This is a genomic window from Bacillus sp. PK3-067 (genome assembly GCF_056738645.1).
Map to the genome: position 1 here is coordinate 2,610,281 of NZ_CP096490.1, position 18,021 is coordinate 2,628,301.

The 18,021-nt window shown below is 31.6% G+C and carries 19 protein-coding genes and 4 pseudogenes; 12 read left to right on the top strand and 11 right to left on the bottom strand.

From position 1 onward, the window contains the following. Positions 1-44: 44 nt before the first annotated feature. From M1D73_RS13420 to M1D73_RS13460, 9 genes and pseudogenes are all read left to right on the top strand, one after another. The gene (locus M1D73_RS13420; protein ID WP_001071389.1) at positions 45-311 is read left to right on the top strand and encodes a heterocycloanthracin/sonorensin family bacteriocin; all 267 of its coding nucleotides are present in this window, start codon (positions 45-47) and stop codon (positions 309-311) included. Between the two features lie 101 nt (positions 312-412). Continuing rightward, positions 413-1,505, top strand: a pseudogene (locus tag M1D73_RS13425) (serine hydrolase domain-containing protein). A gap of 38 nt (positions 1,506-1,543) precedes the next feature. Next, positions 1,544-1,687 carry a hypothetical protein gene (locus tag M1D73_RS13430; RefSeq protein WP_000653680.1) on the top strand — a complete coding sequence of 48 codons (144 nt, stop codon included), beginning with the start codon at positions 1,544-1,546 and terminating at the stop codon, positions 1,685-1,687. Positions 1,688-1,966: 279 nt separating this feature from the next. Continuing rightward, on the top strand, positions 1,967-3,175 hold the full coding sequence (locus M1D73_RS13435; protein ID WP_000815119.1) for an L-lactate MFS transporter: 1,209 nt from the start codon (positions 1,967-1,969) through the stop codon (positions 3,173-3,175). Between the two features lie 85 nt (positions 3,176-3,260). Then, positions 3,261-3,590 (top strand): annotated as a pseudogene (locus M1D73_RS13440) (cadmium resistance transporter); the annotation flags it as partial. A 179-nt stretch (positions 3,591-3,769) separates the two neighbouring features. Next, the gene (locus M1D73_RS13445) at positions 3,770-4,084 is read left to right on the top strand and encodes a GNAT family N-acetyltransferase (RefSeq protein WP_075677086.1); all 315 of its coding nucleotides are present in this window, start codon (positions 3,770-3,772) and stop codon (positions 4,082-4,084) included. A gap of 189 nt (positions 4,085-4,273) precedes the next feature. Further along, on the top strand, positions 4,274-4,717 hold the full coding sequence (locus tag M1D73_RS13450) for an NUDIX hydrolase (RefSeq protein ID WP_000757601.1): 444 nt from the start codon (positions 4,274-4,276) through the stop codon (positions 4,715-4,717). Between the two features lie 30 nt (positions 4,718-4,747). Continuing rightward, a complete protein-coding gene (gene dnaN / locus M1D73_RS13455) occupies positions 4,748-5,878 on the top strand; it encodes a DNA polymerase III subunit beta (RefSeq protein ID WP_121868632.1) in 1,131 nt (376 codons plus the stop codon). A gap of 223 nt (positions 5,879-6,101) precedes the next feature. Next, the gene (locus M1D73_RS13460) at positions 6,102-7,025 is read left to right on the top strand and encodes a hypothetical protein (RefSeq protein WP_121868633.1); all 924 of its coding nucleotides are present in this window, start codon (positions 6,102-6,104) and stop codon (positions 7,023-7,025) included. A 63-nt stretch (positions 7,026-7,088) separates the two neighbouring features. On the opposite strand, the gene M1D73_RS13465 is transcribed toward M1D73_RS13460, so the two are convergent. Continuing rightward, a complete protein-coding gene (locus M1D73_RS13465; RefSeq protein WP_121868634.1) occupies positions 7,089-8,051 on the bottom strand; it encodes an MBL fold metallo-hydrolase in 963 nt (320 codons plus the stop codon). Positions 8,052-8,153: 102 nt separating this feature from the next. Here M1D73_RS13465 and M1D73_RS13470 point away from each other — a divergent pair. Together M1D73_RS13470 and M1D73_RS13475 are read left to right on the top strand one after the other, a co-directional pair. Continuing rightward, positions 8,154-8,648 (top strand): annotated as a pseudogene (locus M1D73_RS13470) (LAGLIDADG family homing endonuclease); the annotation flags it as partial. A gap of 152 nt (positions 8,649-8,800) precedes the next feature. Then, entirely contained in the window at positions 8,801-9,196 is a 396-nt protein-coding gene (locus M1D73_RS13475) for a RidA family protein (RefSeq protein ID WP_001169697.1), read from the top strand. A 723-nt stretch (positions 9,197-9,919) separates the two neighbouring features. On the opposite strand, the gene M1D73_RS13480 is transcribed toward M1D73_RS13475, so the two are convergent. From M1D73_RS13480 to M1D73_RS13505, 6 genes and pseudogenes are all read right to left on the bottom strand, one after another. Continuing rightward, a complete protein-coding gene (locus M1D73_RS13480) occupies positions 9,920-10,735 on the bottom strand; it encodes a YwqG family protein (protein ID WP_000799803.1) in 816 nt (271 codons plus the stop codon). Between the two features lie 78 nt (positions 10,736-10,813). Continuing rightward, positions 10,814-11,221: a DnaJ family domain-containing protein gene (locus M1D73_RS13485; protein ID WP_002204774.1), complete on the bottom strand. Its 408-nt coding sequence runs from the start codon at positions 11,219-11,221 to the stop codon at positions 10,814-10,816. 24 nt (positions 11,222-11,245) lie between these two features. Next, positions 11,246-12,438: pseudogene (locus M1D73_RS13490) on the bottom strand (alpha/beta hydrolase-fold protein); the annotation flags it as partial. Positions 12,439-12,526: 88 nt separating this feature from the next. After that, a complete protein-coding gene (locus tag M1D73_RS13495; RefSeq protein WP_000800305.1) occupies positions 12,527-12,892 on the bottom strand; it encodes a hypothetical protein in 366 nt (121 codons plus the stop codon). Positions 12,893-13,173: 281 nt separating this feature from the next. Continuing rightward, on the bottom strand, positions 13,174-13,545 hold the full coding sequence (locus M1D73_RS13500; RefSeq protein ID WP_000765935.1) for a YxiJ-like family protein: 372 nt from the start codon (positions 13,543-13,545) through the stop codon (positions 13,174-13,176). 12 nt (positions 13,546-13,557) lie between these two features. After that, positions 13,558-14,409, bottom strand: a complete 852-nt coding sequence (locus M1D73_RS13505; protein ID WP_000789276.1) for a patatin-like phospholipase family protein — start codon at positions 14,407-14,409, stop codon at positions 13,558-13,560. A gap of 179 nt (positions 14,410-14,588) precedes the next feature. Here M1D73_RS13505 and M1D73_RS13510 point away from each other — a divergent pair, with 179 nt between their 5' ends. Continuing rightward, positions 14,589-14,966: a PH domain-containing protein gene (locus M1D73_RS13510; RefSeq protein WP_000522472.1), complete on the top strand. Its 378-nt coding sequence runs from the start codon at positions 14,589-14,591 to the stop codon at positions 14,964-14,966. Positions 14,967-15,087: 121 nt separating this feature from the next. On the opposite strand, the gene M1D73_RS13515 is transcribed toward M1D73_RS13510, so the two are convergent. From M1D73_RS13515 to M1D73_RS13530, 4 genes are all read right to left on the bottom strand, one after another. Further along, on the bottom strand, positions 15,088-15,561 hold the full coding sequence (locus tag M1D73_RS13515; RefSeq protein WP_000406643.1) for a GNAT family N-acetyltransferase: 474 nt from the start codon (positions 15,559-15,561) through the stop codon (positions 15,088-15,090). A 1-nt stretch (position 15,562) separates the two neighbouring features. After that, the gene (locus M1D73_RS13520; RefSeq protein ID WP_000999070.1) at positions 15,563-16,084 is read right to left on the bottom strand and encodes a YfiT family bacillithiol transferase; all 522 of its coding nucleotides are present in this window, start codon (positions 16,082-16,084) and stop codon (positions 15,563-15,565) included. Positions 16,085-16,100: 16 nt separating this feature from the next. Beyond that, the gene (locus tag M1D73_RS13525) at positions 16,101-16,628 is read right to left on the bottom strand and encodes a GNAT family N-acetyltransferase (protein ID WP_000409236.1); all 528 of its coding nucleotides are present in this window, start codon (positions 16,626-16,628) and stop codon (positions 16,101-16,103) included. Between the two features lie 66 nt (positions 16,629-16,694). After that, the gene (locus M1D73_RS13530; RefSeq protein WP_000482021.1) at positions 16,695-18,014 is read right to left on the bottom strand and encodes an FAD-dependent oxidoreductase; all 1,320 of its coding nucleotides are present in this window, start codon (positions 18,012-18,014) and stop codon (positions 16,695-16,697) included. Between the last annotated feature and the right edge of the window lie 7 nt (positions 18,015-18,021).

Here is an 18,021-nt window from a genome sequence, read left to right on the forward strand (position 1 = left end):
TAATATTTGGACGGAATTTACATTTATAAATGGAGGGTTTCATAATGAATCAGTTTCAACAAGAACTACAATCATTAAACCTTAATGATTATCAAACTGGCAATGTTGTGTATTGGGATCAACAACAAAGTCAATATCCATACTATTACATTCAAGACGATGCACGTCGTTGCGGCGGATGTGGCGGTTGTGGTGGACGTTGCGGTGGATGTGGCGGTAGATGTGGTGGTTGTGCAGGTCGTTGCGGCGGATGCATAGGATGCGCAGGATGTTTCAGTTGCTTTAATTGCTGGAACTGGTGGATTATTTAAGTATAGAAAATTCAAGTTATTTTATATGAAAGAAAGGTGTAAAAACTATTTTGCACTTTTCTTTCATGCTGTAATTTTGATGTGTATTAAGGGGGATTTATTTGTATACATATGATAAGTTGATTTCTTGGGTAGAGGATATAAAAGAAAAAAATCATAGTTCTGCTACAGCACTTTGTATTATAAAAGATAATAAAATCGTACTAGAGCATTATAGTGGTTATCACTCAAATACATCTACAACCAAGAGAGTAACAGCATCTTCACAATTTAACGTTGCTTCTGCTAGAAAAAGTTATTTAGGATTAATGATAGCGTATGCGCTTTATGAGGGGAAAATAAACTCTATTGATGATGAAGCGATAAAATATTTTAAAGACTTTGATCCTGCATTGCTTAGTAAAACGACGATAAGACATTTAGTAACACATTCGCATGGATTAGAAGAAACGAATGACAGGACAATTTTTCGTGAATTTGCATCGGGGCAATCATGGGCGTATAGAGATATTAATGTAAGAATGATGACACGTCTTATTTATCAGCTATATAACAAAAGTTTTCCTGAATTGTTAAAGGAGCGTGTGTTTAAGCCTGCTAATTTTCAAGAAACAGGTTGGAGAGTTCAGCGAGATGAAAATTTAGTTGACGTTGTTAATAATCCAAATGAAGACGCAATTAGTGAAATTGGTACGGTAGATGACGGTACTGAAAAAAATTTGTTTGTCTCAGCTAGAGAATTTGCGCAGTGGGGCAATCTTCATTTAAATCAAGGTGGGATAGATGGTAAACAAATTGTTCCAAAAGAAGTTATAAAAATCGCTACGAGTTTGCAGAGTCCAACATATAAATCAAGGTGGGATAGATGGTAAACAAATTGTTCCAAAAGAAGTTATAAAAATCGCTACGAGTTTGCAGAGTCCAACATATATAAACAAAGAGCTACCACAAAATGGATTGTTTTGGTTCATCCAAAATGAGCCTGCGCAATTAAGCGAACTTGGTGAACGTGTTCCAAAAGGGTCGTATCAAATATTAGGGATTACTGGATCGACCATTTTAGTAATACCTGAATATAATGTAGTTGTTGCAAAAATGTATAATAAAAGATATAACTACGGTGGTGATAATTACTTATATTATTTACGTGAATTTAGTAATTTAGTCGCAGATACATTTAGTAACGGTAAATAGGGCATAATTACTCCTATAACGAAAAGGAGTGATTGGAAGTGAAAGATAAAGTGAACAAAAATAAAAAGCAAAATATAAAAGATGTAAATACAGAGCAAAATGCAATTTATAGCGATCCTAAAGATGCAGCTAATATGCAAACTGTACCGCAGCCGAAAGATTTTGATGAAATCGAATATTAATTTTTCATCCGACTATATGATGAATGAAAAATACGTCTTAAGTCTCATAACATTTAAGAAATTATTTGATAACATATATACATAAGCATTTGAAAATGTCTTATCTTAACAAAGCTTTCTTTAGAAATATCTGATATAACCTGCAAAAGGCACTTCTTTATGAAGTGTCTTTTTGTGTATATGAACTTAATTACCATTTTCCGTACAGTATCTTGCAATTTATGATGGATATACTAACTGTGAAAATTCATGTCAAGATAAAAGAAGGGGACAGTTAGCATGAAACAAACTTCTATAAATCCGTTACTAATTGTTCTAGGTACAATCATTGTTCAAATTGGACTTGGAACAATTTATACATGGAGTTTATTTAATCAACCCCTTGTAAGTAAGTTTGGATGGAATCTTAATGCAGTAGCGATAACTTTCTCTATAACAAGTTTTTCTTTATCATTCTCAACTTTATTTGCAGCAAAGTTACAGAAAAAATTAGGACTTCGGAAACTTATTGCTACTGCAGGAATTGTTTTAGGACTCGGCTTAATACTTAGTTCTCAAGTTTCTTCTTTACCACTATTATATTTATTAGCTGGTGTCGTTGTTGGTTATGCGGATGGAACAGCTTACATTACATCACTATCTAATTTAATTAAATGGTTTCCAAATCGGAAAGGGCTTATTTCAGGTATATCTGTATCAGCGTATGGAATGGGCAGCTTAATCTTTAGATATATAAACGGAAATCTTATCGATAACCTTGGTGTATCACAAGCATTCTTATATTGGGGTATTATCGTGTTACTTTTAGTGTTAATCGGATCGTTCTTCTTACGCGAGGCAATTGTAAGTAATGCTGTAACTGAAACATTACACAATGACTATACTCCGCGTGAAATGATGCGAACGAAACAAGTATATCTGCTATTTTTTATGTTATTCACCTCGTGTATGGGTGGTTTGTATTTAATCAGTATGGTAAAAGATATCGGTGTACAACTCGTTGGACTTAGCGCAGCAACCGCTGCAAACGCCGTTGCTATGATTGCGATCTTTAATACAGTAGGTAGAATCATTCTTGGGACGTTATCAGATAAAATCGGCCGAATGAAAATTGTCTCTGCAACGTTTATTATTATAGGTTTGTCAGTCTTTACTTTAAGTTTTATTCCGCTAAATTACGGAATCTATTTTGCTTGTGTAGCAAGTGTCGCCTTTTGCTTCGGCGGTAATATAACTATATTCCCAGCTATTGTCGGAGATTTCTTTGGATTAAAAAACCATAGTACAAATTACGGGATTGTCTACCAAGGTTTCGGATTTGGTGCGCTTGCAGGATCATTCATTGGAGCGATACTTGGAGGATTTCAACCAACTTTCATTATAATTGGTGTTTTAAGTGTTATTTCCTTCATTATTTCAATATTAATCCGTCCACCAACTGCAGAGAAGACAAAAGAACTAAAACATCTACATCGGAAAGTGGCGTAATACTAAAAAGAGTCCTAATATAGGGCTCTTTTTAGTATAGAGAGAATAGAGTTATTTAATTTAAAATGAAATGATTTGAGAAGCCTCGATTCGTTCTAACAAAAGTAATGAAGTCATTGATAACACTTCTGAGTCATTATTTAAAGTAGCTACGATTACATTGGCTAATGGAGCTGACAATATCTCAATTTATATACCAATGTTCGCTAGTCAATCCTTGGAAGCAAATATCGTTACATTAATAATCTTTTTTTCCATGATAGCGATATGGTGTTTTATTAGCTACAAATTGATAAGAACTCCTATTCTAGTTAAAGTACTTGAGAACAATTGTCATATTATTGTTCCAATTGTTCTAATTGGTTTAGGAATGTTCATTCTTTTTCGCAGTGATACAATTGAATTATTGTACTAATATGTTGAAACTTGAATTAAAAAGAATCAAACGCGGTAAAAAGCCATACTACAGATAAAATGTAGTACGGTTTTTTAAAATTTTAGTGAAATGAAACAGTGCACTACGACTATTAAGTTAGACAGGATATTACGATTATTAAATTGAATAGATACTTTAAAAGGAACGTGATAATTAAAATGAAAATAGTAAAACAATGGGTCCAAGAAGATAGTGATTACATAAGAGAAAAAGTAATTGAATATAACCAAAAACATATTTCAGATGAAGAGAAAAAGCCTTCAGAAAAAATTAGTTTTATAGTGAGAAATGAAAAGGGAAAAATTGTAGGTGGAATAACTGCAATTACATTTTGGCACCACGTACATGTTGATTTCCTGTGGGTTTCTGAAGAATATAGACACGAAGGTTATGGAACCAAGTTAATAAAACTTATTGAAGAATTTGCAATTGAAAAAGGGTGTAGGTTAATTAATTTAGATACTTTATTCTAAAACTGCAAGAACGTACTTTGGATAATCTTCCTAAGGTACGTTCTTTTTTTATATCAGTAGCCTATTCTTATTAACTCCACTAATAGTGGTAAAGGCAAGACTTAACTAACTTATATATATTAAAAGGAGTTAATGGTAGAATGAATAGAAGACAGAAAATTCCTTTTATTAAAAATAGAGGAGGTACATATGAAAAAAGTTAATGTTACATACGCGATTTTGTACGATAAAACTAATGAAAAGATTTTAATGGTAAAAAACAAAGGGGAAAATGGTTCTTATTATACATTACCAGGTGGCGCAGTTAAATTAGGAGAAACATTGGAAGAAGCAGTAATTCGAGAAGTAAAAGAAGAAACAGGATTACATATAAACGTAAAAGGGATTTGTTCTATCAGCGAAGCCTTTTTCGAGGAAAGAGATCATCATGCAATTTTCTTTAATTTTCTAGGTGAAATAATTGGCGGAGAGACATATATATCAAGGCCGAAAGAAATTGAAGAGATTACTTGGATGGAATTACATATAGCAGCTCCATATTTACGCATACCAGAACATTTACTAGATTTATTACAAAAGAAAGAAACAGTACCTTATTTTTTTAACGGAACAATCGTTCATCAATCTTCATAAAAATATTATCTCATGTAAGGCGGGGAAAAAATGGAGTTTATCGTTAATCACAAACAATTCACTCAAGCACTTTCAGAAGTCAACAAAGCAATATCAACAAAATCTTTAATTCCTATATTATCTGGTATAAAAATAACTGCAGATCAATCTGGAATTACTTTAATTGCAAGTAACTCGAATATTTTTATTGAAAAATTCATTCCTGTTTTAATTGAAGACGAAAAGATTGCAACTATTTTAAAGGCAGGAACTATTGTTGTACCTGCAAAGTATTTTATTGAAATAATAAAGAAAATGCCAAGTGATATAGCAATAAAAAGTAAGAATGAGCAAATTATTAAGATACAATCAGAAGAAATCACATTAAGTTTAAATGGATTTCCTGCAGATGAGTTTCCGAATGTACCGCTTATAGACAATCATGCAGAAATCAAAGTAGAAACAGAGCAATTGATTGAAGTATTTAAACAAACAGTCTTTGCGGTAGCAAAAAATGAATCTAGACCTGTTCTTACTGGGGTGCATATAGAGTTATCTAATAATAAGTTTATTTGTGCTGCAACTGACTCACATAGACTAGCGATACGTGAAACGCGACTTTCCTCAGATGTAAAAGCAAATTGTATTGTACCAAGCGCAACCATTAATGAACTTCTAAAATTAATGAACAGCAATTCGAAATTCGTATATATCTACCTTTCAGAGAGTCATATTATATTTACGTTTGGAACAACTACATTATATTCAAGACTAATTGAAGGGAAATATCCTAATATTTCTAACCTTATTCCAAATGACTTTAAAACGATTATTAACATAGATAGAAAAAAGATATTACAAGGTGTAGACCGATCAAGTTTATTAGCAAGTGAATGGGCCAATAACAATGTTAACTTAGAAATCATAAACGAATCTACAATTAAAATTTCTTCAAATGCTTCTCAAATTGGGCAAATATCCGAAACGCAACAAATAGATGCGATTCAAGGTGAAAAACAATTAAATATATCTTTCGATGGGCGTTTTATGGTTGATGCTTTACGAGCAATAAAAGAAGAAACGATTACTTTAAGCTTTGGCGGTTCTATGAGACCGATATTGATTGAAGCAGGAGAACAATCTGCAGCAGTACATCTTATATCACCAGTAAGAGCGTATTAGGGATAGAGGAAGGAATTACATTATGTACAAGCAGACTATTGATTTATGAAATCATAAATCAATACATTATAAGAATGATGTATTAGTAAAGCAAACAGTTTACTAAATCCTACATAATATAATTCAATCATAGACAAAGCAGCAATGGTAATCTGAAATACAAAGCAAAATAATAATAACCTCAATATAAAAGCCATAGATTAATCGATATGGGGTGAGTATGATGAAGAAAATAATTGTTTTACTCATTGGTATAGTTTTAATTACTTTTGCTTTTTATCAATACAACAAAAAAGACTATGCAGCTAAAAGTACTAACTTGTATGTAGAAAACTTTAAAGGGGAAAATGATTCAATAAAAATACAATCTGCTATTAATAAAGCAGAATCTAGTAAAATTAAAACGGTATTACTTGATGATAAGAAGTATAAAATTACGTCACCAATCATTGTTAAAAAAGGTGTGAAATTATTATTTGGTTATGGATCCCAATTTGTAGTTGAGGGAAACTTTAGAGTTCTAGAACTGGAGAACAACGCATCCATTGAAGGAGCGTATATAGCTATTGACGATCCTAAATTTAGCTCTGAAGTTATTTATTTAGACGGTAAAAATAAATATTATAACACTTGGAACAAAACACAAATAAAAGATATAAATATTATCAATTGGACGGAAACGAATAAAGGTACCGGAATTTCTTTATACTCTGCTGGAAAAGAAAATGAAATTTCGTTTGTTAACTTCGAAAACATTAAAATTGTAGGAATGGAAACCGGACTAAAATTAGTAGCAAAAAAACCGAGCACCGGACAAGCTTGGATAAATGCCAATCGTTTTATGAACTTTTCTTTAGAAGACTGTGTAAATATGATTTATATGGATAGTCAAGTAACTACGCCAAATGAAATTAGTGGGAATCAATTTACAAATCTTCAAATACAGCCTTCAAATAAAACAAAAAGCATTATACAGGTAAGTGGTCAGCATAATGAATTTCATGGGATGGTGTGGGATTTAAATAAAATAAAACATGAAACCGAACTCATTGAACTGACTGATAAGAGTATGAATACAGTGGTTGAAATGTCCAGTGTACCAGCAAATAGAGTTTTAGATAGTGGGAAATCCAATATTGTGAAATAAGTTTAAATACAGAAAAAAGAGCGAATTCTTTATAAGAGGATTCGCTCTTTTTATATTTTAAAATTAAATTTCCTTCCACCAAGCGGATGAAGGATAATTTGTAGATTTTAACGTAATAGATTCACCAATTTGAGGCGTTGTAATTTTAACTCCTAAACGGTTAGCTTCTTTCGTAACACGTTCTATCGGGTCACTCCATTCGTGTAATGCTAACGTAAAGGCACCCCAATGAATCGGAAGAAGTAATTCTCCTTTCACATCAATATGAGCTTGTACCGTTTCTTCAGGCAACATATGAATAGCAGACCACCTCGGATCATATTGCCCGCATTCCATTAATGTAAGATCGAATGGACCGTATTTATCACCAATTTCCTTAAAGTGAGGGGCATAACCGCTATCACCACTAAAGAAAATTTTAGTCTCTTGACCAAGAATAAGCCATGAACACCATAATGAACGATTTCTATCTGTCATACCACGTCCCGAGAAATGCCTTGCAGGCGCACATACTAACTTAATATTATCAAACGTAATTTCGTCCCACCAATTATGTTCACTAATTTTACTAGGCGAAACACCCCATTTAATAAGATATTGTGCAACTCCAGTTGGAACATAAAAGTGCTTTGCGCGATCTTTTAACTGCATAATACTTTTGTAATTCAAATGATCATAGTGATTATGAGAAATGATAATCGCATCAATTTCTTGAAGGTCATCACGTTCTAAAGAAAAAGTACCACTATAGCGTTTACTATTAAACAAAGGAAATGGGGAAGAGGCATCTCCAAACATAGGGTCTAATAATAGTTTTTTACCTTCTATTTTCAAAAGAGAAGCAGAATGGCCAAACCATGTAACACTCTCTAACGATTCATTATCTTTATTTGATAAAACGATAGGCAAATCCTTTATAGGACGCAGCTTTGATTTTATTTTAAAGTAATCCGTCATTAAACTTATAATATCTTTCGGTTTAAAACTCATATCAGTATGAATTTGATTTGTATATTTCTTATTCATTCGTTCTCCTTTTTACGATTAACAATTTATGTATGTTGTTATTGTAGCTATTTGTAGTTTAAACTATATTATTTTACCTTTCATCTAAATTGCCTTGTATTTCATATTGTTCGTGGATATTTTGATGGGGATGGTTACGTCAAGTATGAAACTTATACAGTTAATTTCGTAGGTGGATCATATAACTTTATGAATTCTTTACATCAAATTCTTCAAAATCGCAATTTACGAGCCGATTTACTAAATCAAAACAAACATTATCGTGTTATTTTATCTGGAAGAAAATCAATACAACTATTTTCAAATTGGATTTATAAAGACAAAGATATTTATTTGCATAGAAAATATGAAGTGTTTCAGAAAGAAAGTCTGAGTTTAGATCAATTACAAGATCGAAAATTAAAACAAACTCAAACTGCTGTTAAGCAAAGAAAACAAAGTTTCCTTGAAGAATATATGAAAAATAAATGTAATGCTATAACTTGTTCAAATTTAGAAATAAGCGAATCGGCTTTCAAACGTTGGCTAAAAAATGATAATCAATTTAAAAGAGATTATGAAAAGATTAATTTAACAATGTCCACTAGCGATAACTAAATATAAAATCCTAAAAAACCTTAGAATAGGTATGAAGATAGCTATTCTAAGGTTTTTTATTTTTAAATCATAAAGGATTCTTAATTTTATTGATTGAATATAGTAAATACATAGATTTTACAATTGTCTTGATAAAAAAGGAGAGAGCCACCTTGCAAAAGAAATTTATCAATCCAGAAACGATCCCACCAACTTCTGGATATTCACATGTAGTGGAAGTTAGTAACGCTAAACGAACAATTTACATATCTGGACAAGTAGCGATTAACACTGATGGTCAAATAGTTGGCATTGGTGATTTAGCTACACAAACGCGACAAGTTTTCGAAAATATTAAAAGTGCATTAGAAACTTCGGAATTAAGATTTAATGATGTAGTAAAATTAACATTTTTCCTAACAGATATTTCTCAAATGGCCACTGTTAGAGATATACGAGATCAATACATTGATACTAAAAATCCACCAGCAAGTTCAGCTGTAGAAGTTAGAAAGTTAATTAACGATAACTTTTTAATTGAAATCGAAGCAATTGCTGTAGCAAACTAATTTTAAAAACTTATTATGAATCATATCAATGCAATTCGTTTAATGTGTTCAGTTAAAATGAATTGCATTTTTTATTGTCTTAAATATAATTTATATCTGGAGACATTTTCATCAACAACTTATAAAACAAATAACTAAACAATCCATCACACAGAATGATTAAAAAGAACGAGGGGAGGCTAATCACAAAAAATAACTTACCTATAATGAGTTTATTATTTAAAGTTAGTTAACATAATATATATTATAGGCAGTTGTAGAAACAAAGCAATACCAGGTATCAAAACCCAAGTAAACTATACTTAATGAGACGAAACGGAGATTTTTGGTGAGATTTACATTAAATCTTATCTAAACAAATTTCTTCAGTTTTTATCGTTTTTATTTGTTATAAATTCATCACAGCAAATCTTAATCAATAATCGCTTAAGATTTAACGAATTAAAAACATTTTTGATTGGCAAGAAATTTTTATACAGAAAAATTATTTCTATACAAAATATAAATTAGTAATTTTATTTTATGTTTTACTTAATGAATTAATTGCTATTTGCACATGTTTTACAACTTTACATTATTTGTTGTTATTTCTGTCATTTAGACTTGACTTTCATTACACTCATTGTTTTTTATTCTAGTTAACATAACGCTTATTTTTAACATAAAAAAATCCTCCTCACCTTCAGGAAGATTTTTTGTTTGCTATTATTTTATTTATATCTTCTAGTAACAATCCCAATTGTAAATGACATTGGAAAAATCTAGATTTAACAAATCTTCCTTACGTATAAAGAAATTAGCAACCCCAGAATCACCCCACATAATATTTAATGAATCGTCTGTATCGATTTGCATCAATAATATGTCATGTTGCTGGTATTTTTCTTCCCATTCCCTTGGATCTGTCTGTGTGAAAAATGGATAACCACCAATTTTATGTCCTTGATCCTTACATAAATCATCATACAGTTCGCCTAATTCTGTATTATTTTCTTCATCAACAATTTCTTCCCAATCAATGTTATCATTAAAAATCATTTCAAATCGATAATCTCTTGGTGTTACTGGTTGATATGCCAACTCAAACTTTAGTTTTGCTGCTTTGGGTATGATAAAATTCTCTAAATCTAAAGTGTTTAAATAACTAAAATCAGTAATCACCTTAGTTAAATCCGCTGTGATTGTAGAATGATAAACAATTCGAAAGTCTTTTTGGCTTGTGGGATGATCAAAATCTGCTCCAAAAAGATCTTCTTCAGCACTTATGAAAAACTGTAACATTCCATGTTGAGGCATATGTTCAATGTTTGGTATTTCTTCAAGGTTTAACTGCGCAAGTAGCATCATAGGTTGTCCGTTTGAGTCTTTAGGATGCTCTTGATCTATAGGTAAATACGGATATCCACCAAACTTACTTTCAAAAAGCGTTGTCTCTGCTAATGTTCCAGACACTTTAACATACGGTTTCACACTTTCTTCTAAAATACTACGATACTGTTCTAGTTCTTTCGGAATTTGAAGTTGATACGTATTCTTCACTATATTTGCCTCCTTTTAGTAATGAATTGAAAATACCTAACTTAATTATATAGTAAGCGATAGCTTAATTGAAAATCGTTAAAAATCCATTTTCACCCTCATTTTTTGCGCGCTTGGTGGACAAAGTAGATTATGTTCTAATACCTTTTTATTAATAGTTCGAATTAAATCCGCTGCTTCTGCAGTATTTGTATTTTCTTTTAGCTTTTCTTTTAAATCATCAATTTCTTTTGAAAGCTCAATCCACCTAGGTAAAACGTGATTATTTGCTAAAGTTCTATAAAGTTGCTTTTCAGGATTGTACGAAAGATCTTTATCAAGATTAAGAGGTTTCCCTTTACCAGGTAAATGATCAAAAGCTCCTTTCTGTTCTGCTTGTTTAACGATAGAACTAATATGATCCTCATACGTATAAGACCAAACTTTCTCATCTTTTACTAAAATCTCTTGTTTTTTTAGTTTTTTATCTAGTTCTTCTTGATTCATAGATTCTCTCTCCTTTTTATTTTCTAATGTCGTTTTTGTAAATTCTAATGCCCTTAATCCATCGAATAGCTTTTCTCGCCACCATACGCTATCATGTCCACCTTGAAACTCTTCGTAAGTGGTTTGGTATTTCTTTGCTTCTAAAGCTTTATATAGCCGTCTATTAGCCGTTAAAAGAGGTTCGTTTTCGAGTTCGCCTACTGCTATGTAAGAATGTAGATGAGTCGCATTAGAATTTATTGATGAAATTTGATTTTCAATCCAAGGAATTGTATTTTCATAATTATCCTTTTTCCAATGTACGGATCCAGACATTGACAACACATTTCCGAAAATATGTGGATTTTGAAGTGCTGCATAAAAAGCTGCTAAGCCACCAAGACTGAAACCAGCAATTGTTGTATGATTCTTTTCTTGATAAACGTGATACTTAGCTTGAATCCACGGAAGTAATTCCTTCGTTAAAAATGCATTCATTTTATCGTTATAAGTTAGCTCTTCTAATCGATCGACAGGATCTATAGCAACAGCAATGCAAGATGGGATTTCTTTTTCGTAAATTAAATAATTAAGTGTTTTTTCAATTGAAAGGCTCTGAATGAATGAATGAATTCCCATCAAATACAATGAGAAGTTCTTGAAGATGTGGAGTGTGAGAATAATCATGAGGCGTATAAATATGAATTTTACGTGTGTTATTTAAAATCGAACTATGAAAAGAATATGTTTCAATTCTCCCAGATGGATAATGATTTGAAGGGAAACGACTGCTATACTGCATGTCCATACTTATTTTTAACACAGACGCTTTATTGGTACCTTCTCCAAATGTATTTTTATTAAATGGGTCTAATCGATACTGTTCACTACGCTTTATCCAATTATTTTCGAAAAAATCATTTACTGTAAAATAATAAGTTGAAATAAAACTCTTATTTGTTCTAAACGTAACATACCAAATATCTGTCTGTAACAATCGTTGTAATTGATTTACAGACAGATCCCAACCAGGAAAACTACCGAATACATAAACATTTTCAGTATTTTGATTGCCTAACCATATATACGTTATAAGTTTATACTGATTATCTATAGGGCATAGTTCTATTAGTGGTGTATGATTTGATTTCATGCAAAAAAGTATAAAGAGCTTTTTCGTTTCCATTCTTTAATTGATTTTTAAGCTGCTCTAACTTATGACTAATGATCGAAGTCACCTCTCTTCCTCTTTTGTAGTACTCTATATGTAGTTTTTTCATTAGAATCCCTATATAAAAGTAGTCGTAAGTTATTTGTTTAGCGAAGTTATTTATTAGAAAAATAATCAATTGCCTGAATAGAAAGTTCTAATGATTTTATTCTTCTTTCTAAAAGCGTTCTTTGAGGACTCCCAAGCTTTGACTTAACGTAAATCTTTTCAATTGATGGAAGCAAACCAATTAGAACATTACGAGCTTCTGCTAAATCTTCCTGAGTATAATGATGAGTTTCTTGCTTCCAAACACTTTCTAACATAGCTAAGCCGATACTAGCTGCTTTGAGTCTTTTTTTCACTAAAGTAGTATTTGATCCTTTTTGAGTCATCTGTGATAAGGCATTTTCAAGTTTACTAATTGTTGACTGTAAAGATTTTATTGATTCTACTTTATCTATATTTGATACGTTTTTCATGTTAATGTTATCCCTTCTACGTTGCTAACTTGTTTTGTTTAATGTTTAATGAAATCCTTAAAAGCTTGATTTCACTCGAAATATTTTAACATAAATAACTAACTGTATTCGAGTTGGACAATAACTTAAAGTAAAACAGCTATTCCTCTCTCCTCCCCTGTATCATTCTATTATCTTTACTTCTTTCTTCTCATTAGAATTCCTATATAAACTAGTTGTTAATATTGAATGTTTTATGAACAAAAAAACGTACAAGTAATGTAACCTGTACGTTTTCGCTTTTATTCAATAAGGTAATAAAGTAATAGCTTCCTGGTCTTCTCATAACTTATGAAATCTCTATACAAAATGGGATAATTCACAATTTCTGTTTCTAGAAAACGATATTGCGGAAACCACTCAAAAAACGATTTTCTTAACCACTTTATTTGTTGAAACGTAATGTTCTGTTCGTTTCCATTTAGTATAGAATTTAAAGTAGCTGCTGTATGCATCCAATAATGATTAAAATCAGCGTTTATACAGTCATCTTCGGTAAATTTACTTTTTAAGTCTCGCTGCAATTTTGCTGTAGCACGATAAGGAAACGGTTTATGAAGTGGACTATGCATTTTCTGCAATTCCTTAAAAATAATTCGTTTTCCTAACTTCAACTTTCCACCCCTTTATTTATCTATCCAATTTAATAAGTTTTCATAATGATATTGAGCATCGATATACCCAAGATTATATAGATTAACGAGCTTTTCCTTATTTCTTTCTATTCCGCTTATAGGAAGCTGTACACTTGGTTGAATTACATAAAAATTATCTTTTTGTTCTTCTCGATTCATATAAGATATCGTCTCATTATAAAAACGATAATGGTCTACTAAATTCTCTGCGATTTTCGGATATTTTCTATATAAAATTTTAGCCAGGCCTGAAAATTTATTTCGCTGCTTCTCATATCCTTCTGGCTTTGTCATAATGACAACGTTCTTTTCATAACCATCCTTTTGGGCTTTCAAAACTGGTATAGGGTCTATAATCCCTCCATCTAATAATTTTCGATTATTATATTCTACAGCAGGTGCTATAAACGGTACAGAGCTTGAGGCGCGAATGATTTTTAAAATATCATTTCCATGTTCTGCTTTATTATAATAAATGGCTTGTCCTGATTCGCAATCAGTCGTCCCTATGACAAACTGTTCATTACATTTTAAGAAAGTTTGAAAATCAAATGGTACAATTTTATTAGGTACTTCATCAAATAAAAAATCCATTCCGAATAATTCACGTTTTCGAATTAAGTTTCGATAAGATATATACCTGTAATCTGATACTAGCTCTGTATTTACTTTCTTATTTCTACCTTTTTGACGTGACAAATAGGTTGCTCCCATACAGGCTCCAGCTGATACGCCGACTACATACGGAAAGAATAAGTTCTTTTCCATGAAATATTCGAGTACACCTGCAGTATATAAACCTTTCATTCCTCCGCCCTCTAATACTAAACCAATATTCTTCATGTTATATCCCTCTGCTTCTTTTTTCTTAATTTCATATTAGCATAAGATTTTAAGATGAGGTTATATAAACTAATTACAACAATAACCAGAAACTACTAAAGTAATGTCATAATATCTTTGTGAGTAACATGTTACAATATAAGTAATTCATTCCACATATATTAAAGGAGGAATTTAATATGGGTTTATTTAGCGGTATTTTAGGAAATGCATCAAATACGAGTTCTGAAAGTGTAGAACGTGATTTAGAGAAGATTATGCTAGATGATGAAAAAGTAGAGCATGCTTATAAATTAATTCGTGATCTAATCGTATTTACAAATCGTCGTCTTATTTTAGTAGATAAACAAGGAGTAACTGGCAAAAAAACAGAATACCATTCTATTCCTTATAAAAGTATTACACAATATAGCATCGAAACGGCTGGGCATTTTGATTTAGATGCAGAACTTAAAATTTGGGTGTCTAGTATGGAGGATCCAATTACGAAAGAATTTAAAGGTGACGATAGTATTTTAAGCATTCAAAAAGCGTTAGTAACCTTTACGACAAAGTAGTGGTTTTTGTATTTTTATTCATTTTTTAAAATTACTAACCCGAGTATTTTGGAAGAACATACATTGTTTTTGTATATTTAATCTAAAATAACATAAAAAGGTAAAGCGTATTTTATATGCTTTACCTTTCTTTTTTGTAATAAATAAGTGTAGTTTCATCATTTAATTTCTTTATAACTTCTGTTCTTTTATACTCCATCTTTTCATACAAAAAACAATTTTTCTCTTCTTCTAAAATAGTAGCAAGTTCCCAGCTCGTTGCTTCAGGAAACATTTCCTCAATTAATGTAAGTACCTTTTGGGCAATTCCTTTTCCTTGATAACTCGGGTGAATAAACATTGGACTGATCCAAAATTTAGAGGGTGTTTCTTTTTGTGAAATGCATATCGCTCCAACAAGATTCATTGCCACTATTATTTTATAGAAGCCACCGTCTACATGATTTATTCTACAAATAGTTTTTTCGATAGTTTCATTTGCTGGATTTGTTTCATAGTCTTTATATTTATGTAATAAAGGGCTAAATGAGTCTATTTGCATTTGAAATATAACTTCTGCATCACTTTCTGTCGCCTTCTCTAATGTAATCTCCATGTTACCAATTAAGTCGCTTTCTTAACGAGGTAATATGAGCGGTATGATGACGACCATGCCATGCGTATAGTCCTATTGCAACAGCAAGTTTTGTTTCACCAGTTTCAGGATGGTTAAATGTCTTTTCTAAATCTTCAATTTCTAGAGAATATAAAAGGTTAACCCATCTTTTATGTAATGAATCTAGCATTACTAGTGAAACATCTACCGGTAATTTTGAATCGGGTAACTCTGCCCACTTCTCTTCTTTATACGGCTTAATAGTGGGATTCTTTTCTGTCAGTGCTAATTTAAAGCGTATGTAGCTATTCATATGACTATCAACGACGTGATGAACTACTTGACGTACAGTCCAACCTCCAACGCGATATGGTGTATCTAACTGCTTCTGATCTAAATCTTTAATTGCCTTTGTTAGTTCATTTGGTAAATCTTCAATTTCTTGAATCCATGTATCAATCATTTCTTCAGTTATAGGACGTTTGTATGTAAATTGGCCAATTGGATAACGTAAATCATTCATGAATAAGTCCTCCTTATTATAAGCGTGAAGTATTTCTCCAAATATAGTGTACAAACTTCACATGTTCTCCATTTAATTCTACAGAAGTTGTATCTGATTCGTTTTGATAAGAAGAAAATCCGCTTTTTTCTAGTACAATTTGTGATGCGAGATTATTAGTCGTTGTTTTAGCATGAACTTCAGTAATTTCATTATTTTTCGCTACATCTAAAATTAATTTTACGGCTGCTGTAGCAACTCCTTTTTTAGTAAATTTTTCTCCGACCCGATACCCTAGCGAACTAATTTGAGTTTCCGTATCTATATCTACTAAATTAATTCGCCCTACAATTTCTTTTTCTTCATTACGAATTAAATAAAAATAAGAATCTCCATCTGCTTGTTCTATTAATAAATCGTCTAGTAGTTTTTGGAAATATTCAAATTCAAAATATTTTGAGCCACGATTTGGCACCATTGTTTCAAAAAAAGATTTATTCGTAAGTTCAAACGTAAATAAATCCTTAGCATCTTGTTTCTTTAGTTGCTCTATGTATATTTCCATCCCGTATTCTCCTTCTAGATTTACTAACTGTTATACATTCTTTTTTAATCAATTATATTCCTGCTATTACTTTCGATTAAGTAATACAGATAGTAGCACTTTCGGATGAAAAAGATGAAATGGACTACGAATTAAATTCATCACTCGTACTAACCGAATATAAACATCAGAATTACTTGCGGATAGTCGATATATTTGTTTCGTATACCATAGCTGAAATTTTTGTTTTGTAGTTAATTCTCTCTTTAGTTGCGGATGACGTGATATTTCCGTTGTTGTCATATCCCATGGGGTTTCTATTATATTAGCTGCCTTTTTATAAAATTGTTGTGTAAATGTTTTATCAAGTTGTTTTCTACCTTGCAGAAGTAATTGCAACTGGTGAGCCTCCATAGCAGCAACTGATACGCCTTGGCCGAAAACGGGATCAAAACGACATTGCGCATCTCCAACAACTAATAAGCCTTCTGGTACATTATTCACTAAATCAAATCGCCGGCGTACTTGATAGGGAATTTTGTATGTCTTTATATCAGTAATTCCCTCAGCCTTGTTTAGGAAGTCTGTAACATTAGAAATTGATAGGTTTTCAGCAAAATCATAAAACTCATCATCTGTTTGTGGTGCTTTCTCGTTTGCGTATCCACTGAAAGTAACAAAATAACGATTATCTTCTATCGTTTGAATAAGAACGCCATAAGGGTTATCAGGGAAACTCGGAGACATTAGCACATTGCAACAGTCTAATTTCTCATTTTCTTTAAGTTTGAACATTTTCGTTGCGTAAAATAAATCAATACGAACTTTCTCTTCTTGTACTTCAATTTCGTATTCTCGTAACCACTCTATACTTTTTGAGCCAAATCCACTCGCATCAACTACAAGGTCTGCATGAACTTCTTCTTGTATGTCTGTCTCTAAATATTTAACTTTTACTCCACACACTTTGTTAAGCTTTGCATCTACCAATAACCCTTTAACCAATGTTTCATATTTAATGGTAATATTTGAAATTTGATGTATTCGTTTTTGAATATGCCATTCTAGCAAAGGACGACTTTGTTGAATCATATGTACTTCCCCTATGAATGGCTGTTTCCATAAACCAAATTGATGCCATTTTAAATCACGAGTAAAGTTATTTACGATACTACCTGCTTCTATTAATTCATTCGTAATATTAGGAAACAATTCTTCAATTGCGTTTTCTCCACCTTTTAATAACACGTGAGGATGATTACTTTGTGGAACTCTTTTTCTCGAAGACTTTCCATCCCACCTTTCACCAGCTTCTATAATGATTACTTCTTTAAAAGAAGTTGATAATGCTTTTGCTGCAAACTTTCCTGCTATACTTCCACCAATAACGATAGCCTTATTAAACATATTTTCC

Bases quoted from the DNA above. Each gene is read 5' to 3' on its own strand.
- M1D73_RS13420 (WP_001071389.1), top strand. From the start codon at position 45: ATGAATCAGTTTCAACAAGAACTACAATCATTAAACCTTAATGATTAT.
- M1D73_RS13435 (WP_000815119.1), top strand. From the start codon at position 1,967: ATGAAACAAACTTCTATAAATCCGTTACTAATTGTTCTAGGTACAATC.
- M1D73_RS13445 (WP_075677086.1), top strand. From the start codon at position 3,770: ATGAAAATAGTAAAACAATGGGTCCAAGAAGATAGTGATTACATAAGA.
- M1D73_RS13450 (WP_000757601.1), top strand. From the start codon at position 4,274: ATGAAAAAAGTTAATGTTACATACGCGATTTTGTACGATAAAACTAAT.
- dnaN (WP_121868632.1), top strand. From the start codon at position 4,748: ATGGAGTTTATCGTTAATCACAAACAATTCACTCAAGCACTTTCAGAA.
- M1D73_RS13460 (WP_121868633.1), top strand. From the start codon at position 6,102: ATGAAGAAAATAATTGTTTTACTCATTGGTATAGTTTTAATTACTTTT.
- M1D73_RS13465 (WP_121868634.1), bottom strand. From the start codon at position 8,051: ATGAATAAGAAATATACAAATCAAATTCATACTGATATGAGTTTTAAA.
- M1D73_RS13485 (WP_002204774.1), bottom strand. From the start codon at position 11,221: ATGAATCAAGAAGAACTAGATAAAAAACTAAAAAAACAAGAGATTTTA.
- M1D73_RS13495 (WP_000800305.1), bottom strand. From the start codon at position 12,892: ATGAAAAACGTATCAAATATAGATAAAGTAGAATCAATAAAATCTTTA.
- M1D73_RS13505 (WP_000789276.1), bottom strand. From the start codon at position 14,409: ATGAAGAATATTGGTTTAGTATTAGAGGGCGGAGGAATGAAAGGTTTA.
- M1D73_RS13510 (WP_000522472.1), top strand. From the start codon at position 14,589: ATGGGTTTATTTAGCGGTATTTTAGGAAATGCATCAAATACGAGTTCT.
- M1D73_RS13515 (WP_000406643.1), bottom strand. From the start codon at position 15,561: ATGGAGATTACATTAGAGAAGGCGACAGAAAGTGATGCAGAAGTTATA.
- M1D73_RS13520 (WP_000999070.1), bottom strand. From the start codon at position 16,084: ATGAATGATTTACGTTATCCAATTGGCCAATTTACATACAAACGTCCT.
- M1D73_RS13525 (WP_000409236.1), bottom strand. From the start codon at position 16,628: ATGGAAATATACATAGAGCAACTAAAGAAACAAGATGCTAAGGATTTA.
- M1D73_RS13530 (WP_000482021.1), bottom strand. From the start codon at position 18,014: ATGTTTAATAAGGCTATCGTTATTGGTGGAAGTATAGCAGGAAAGTTT.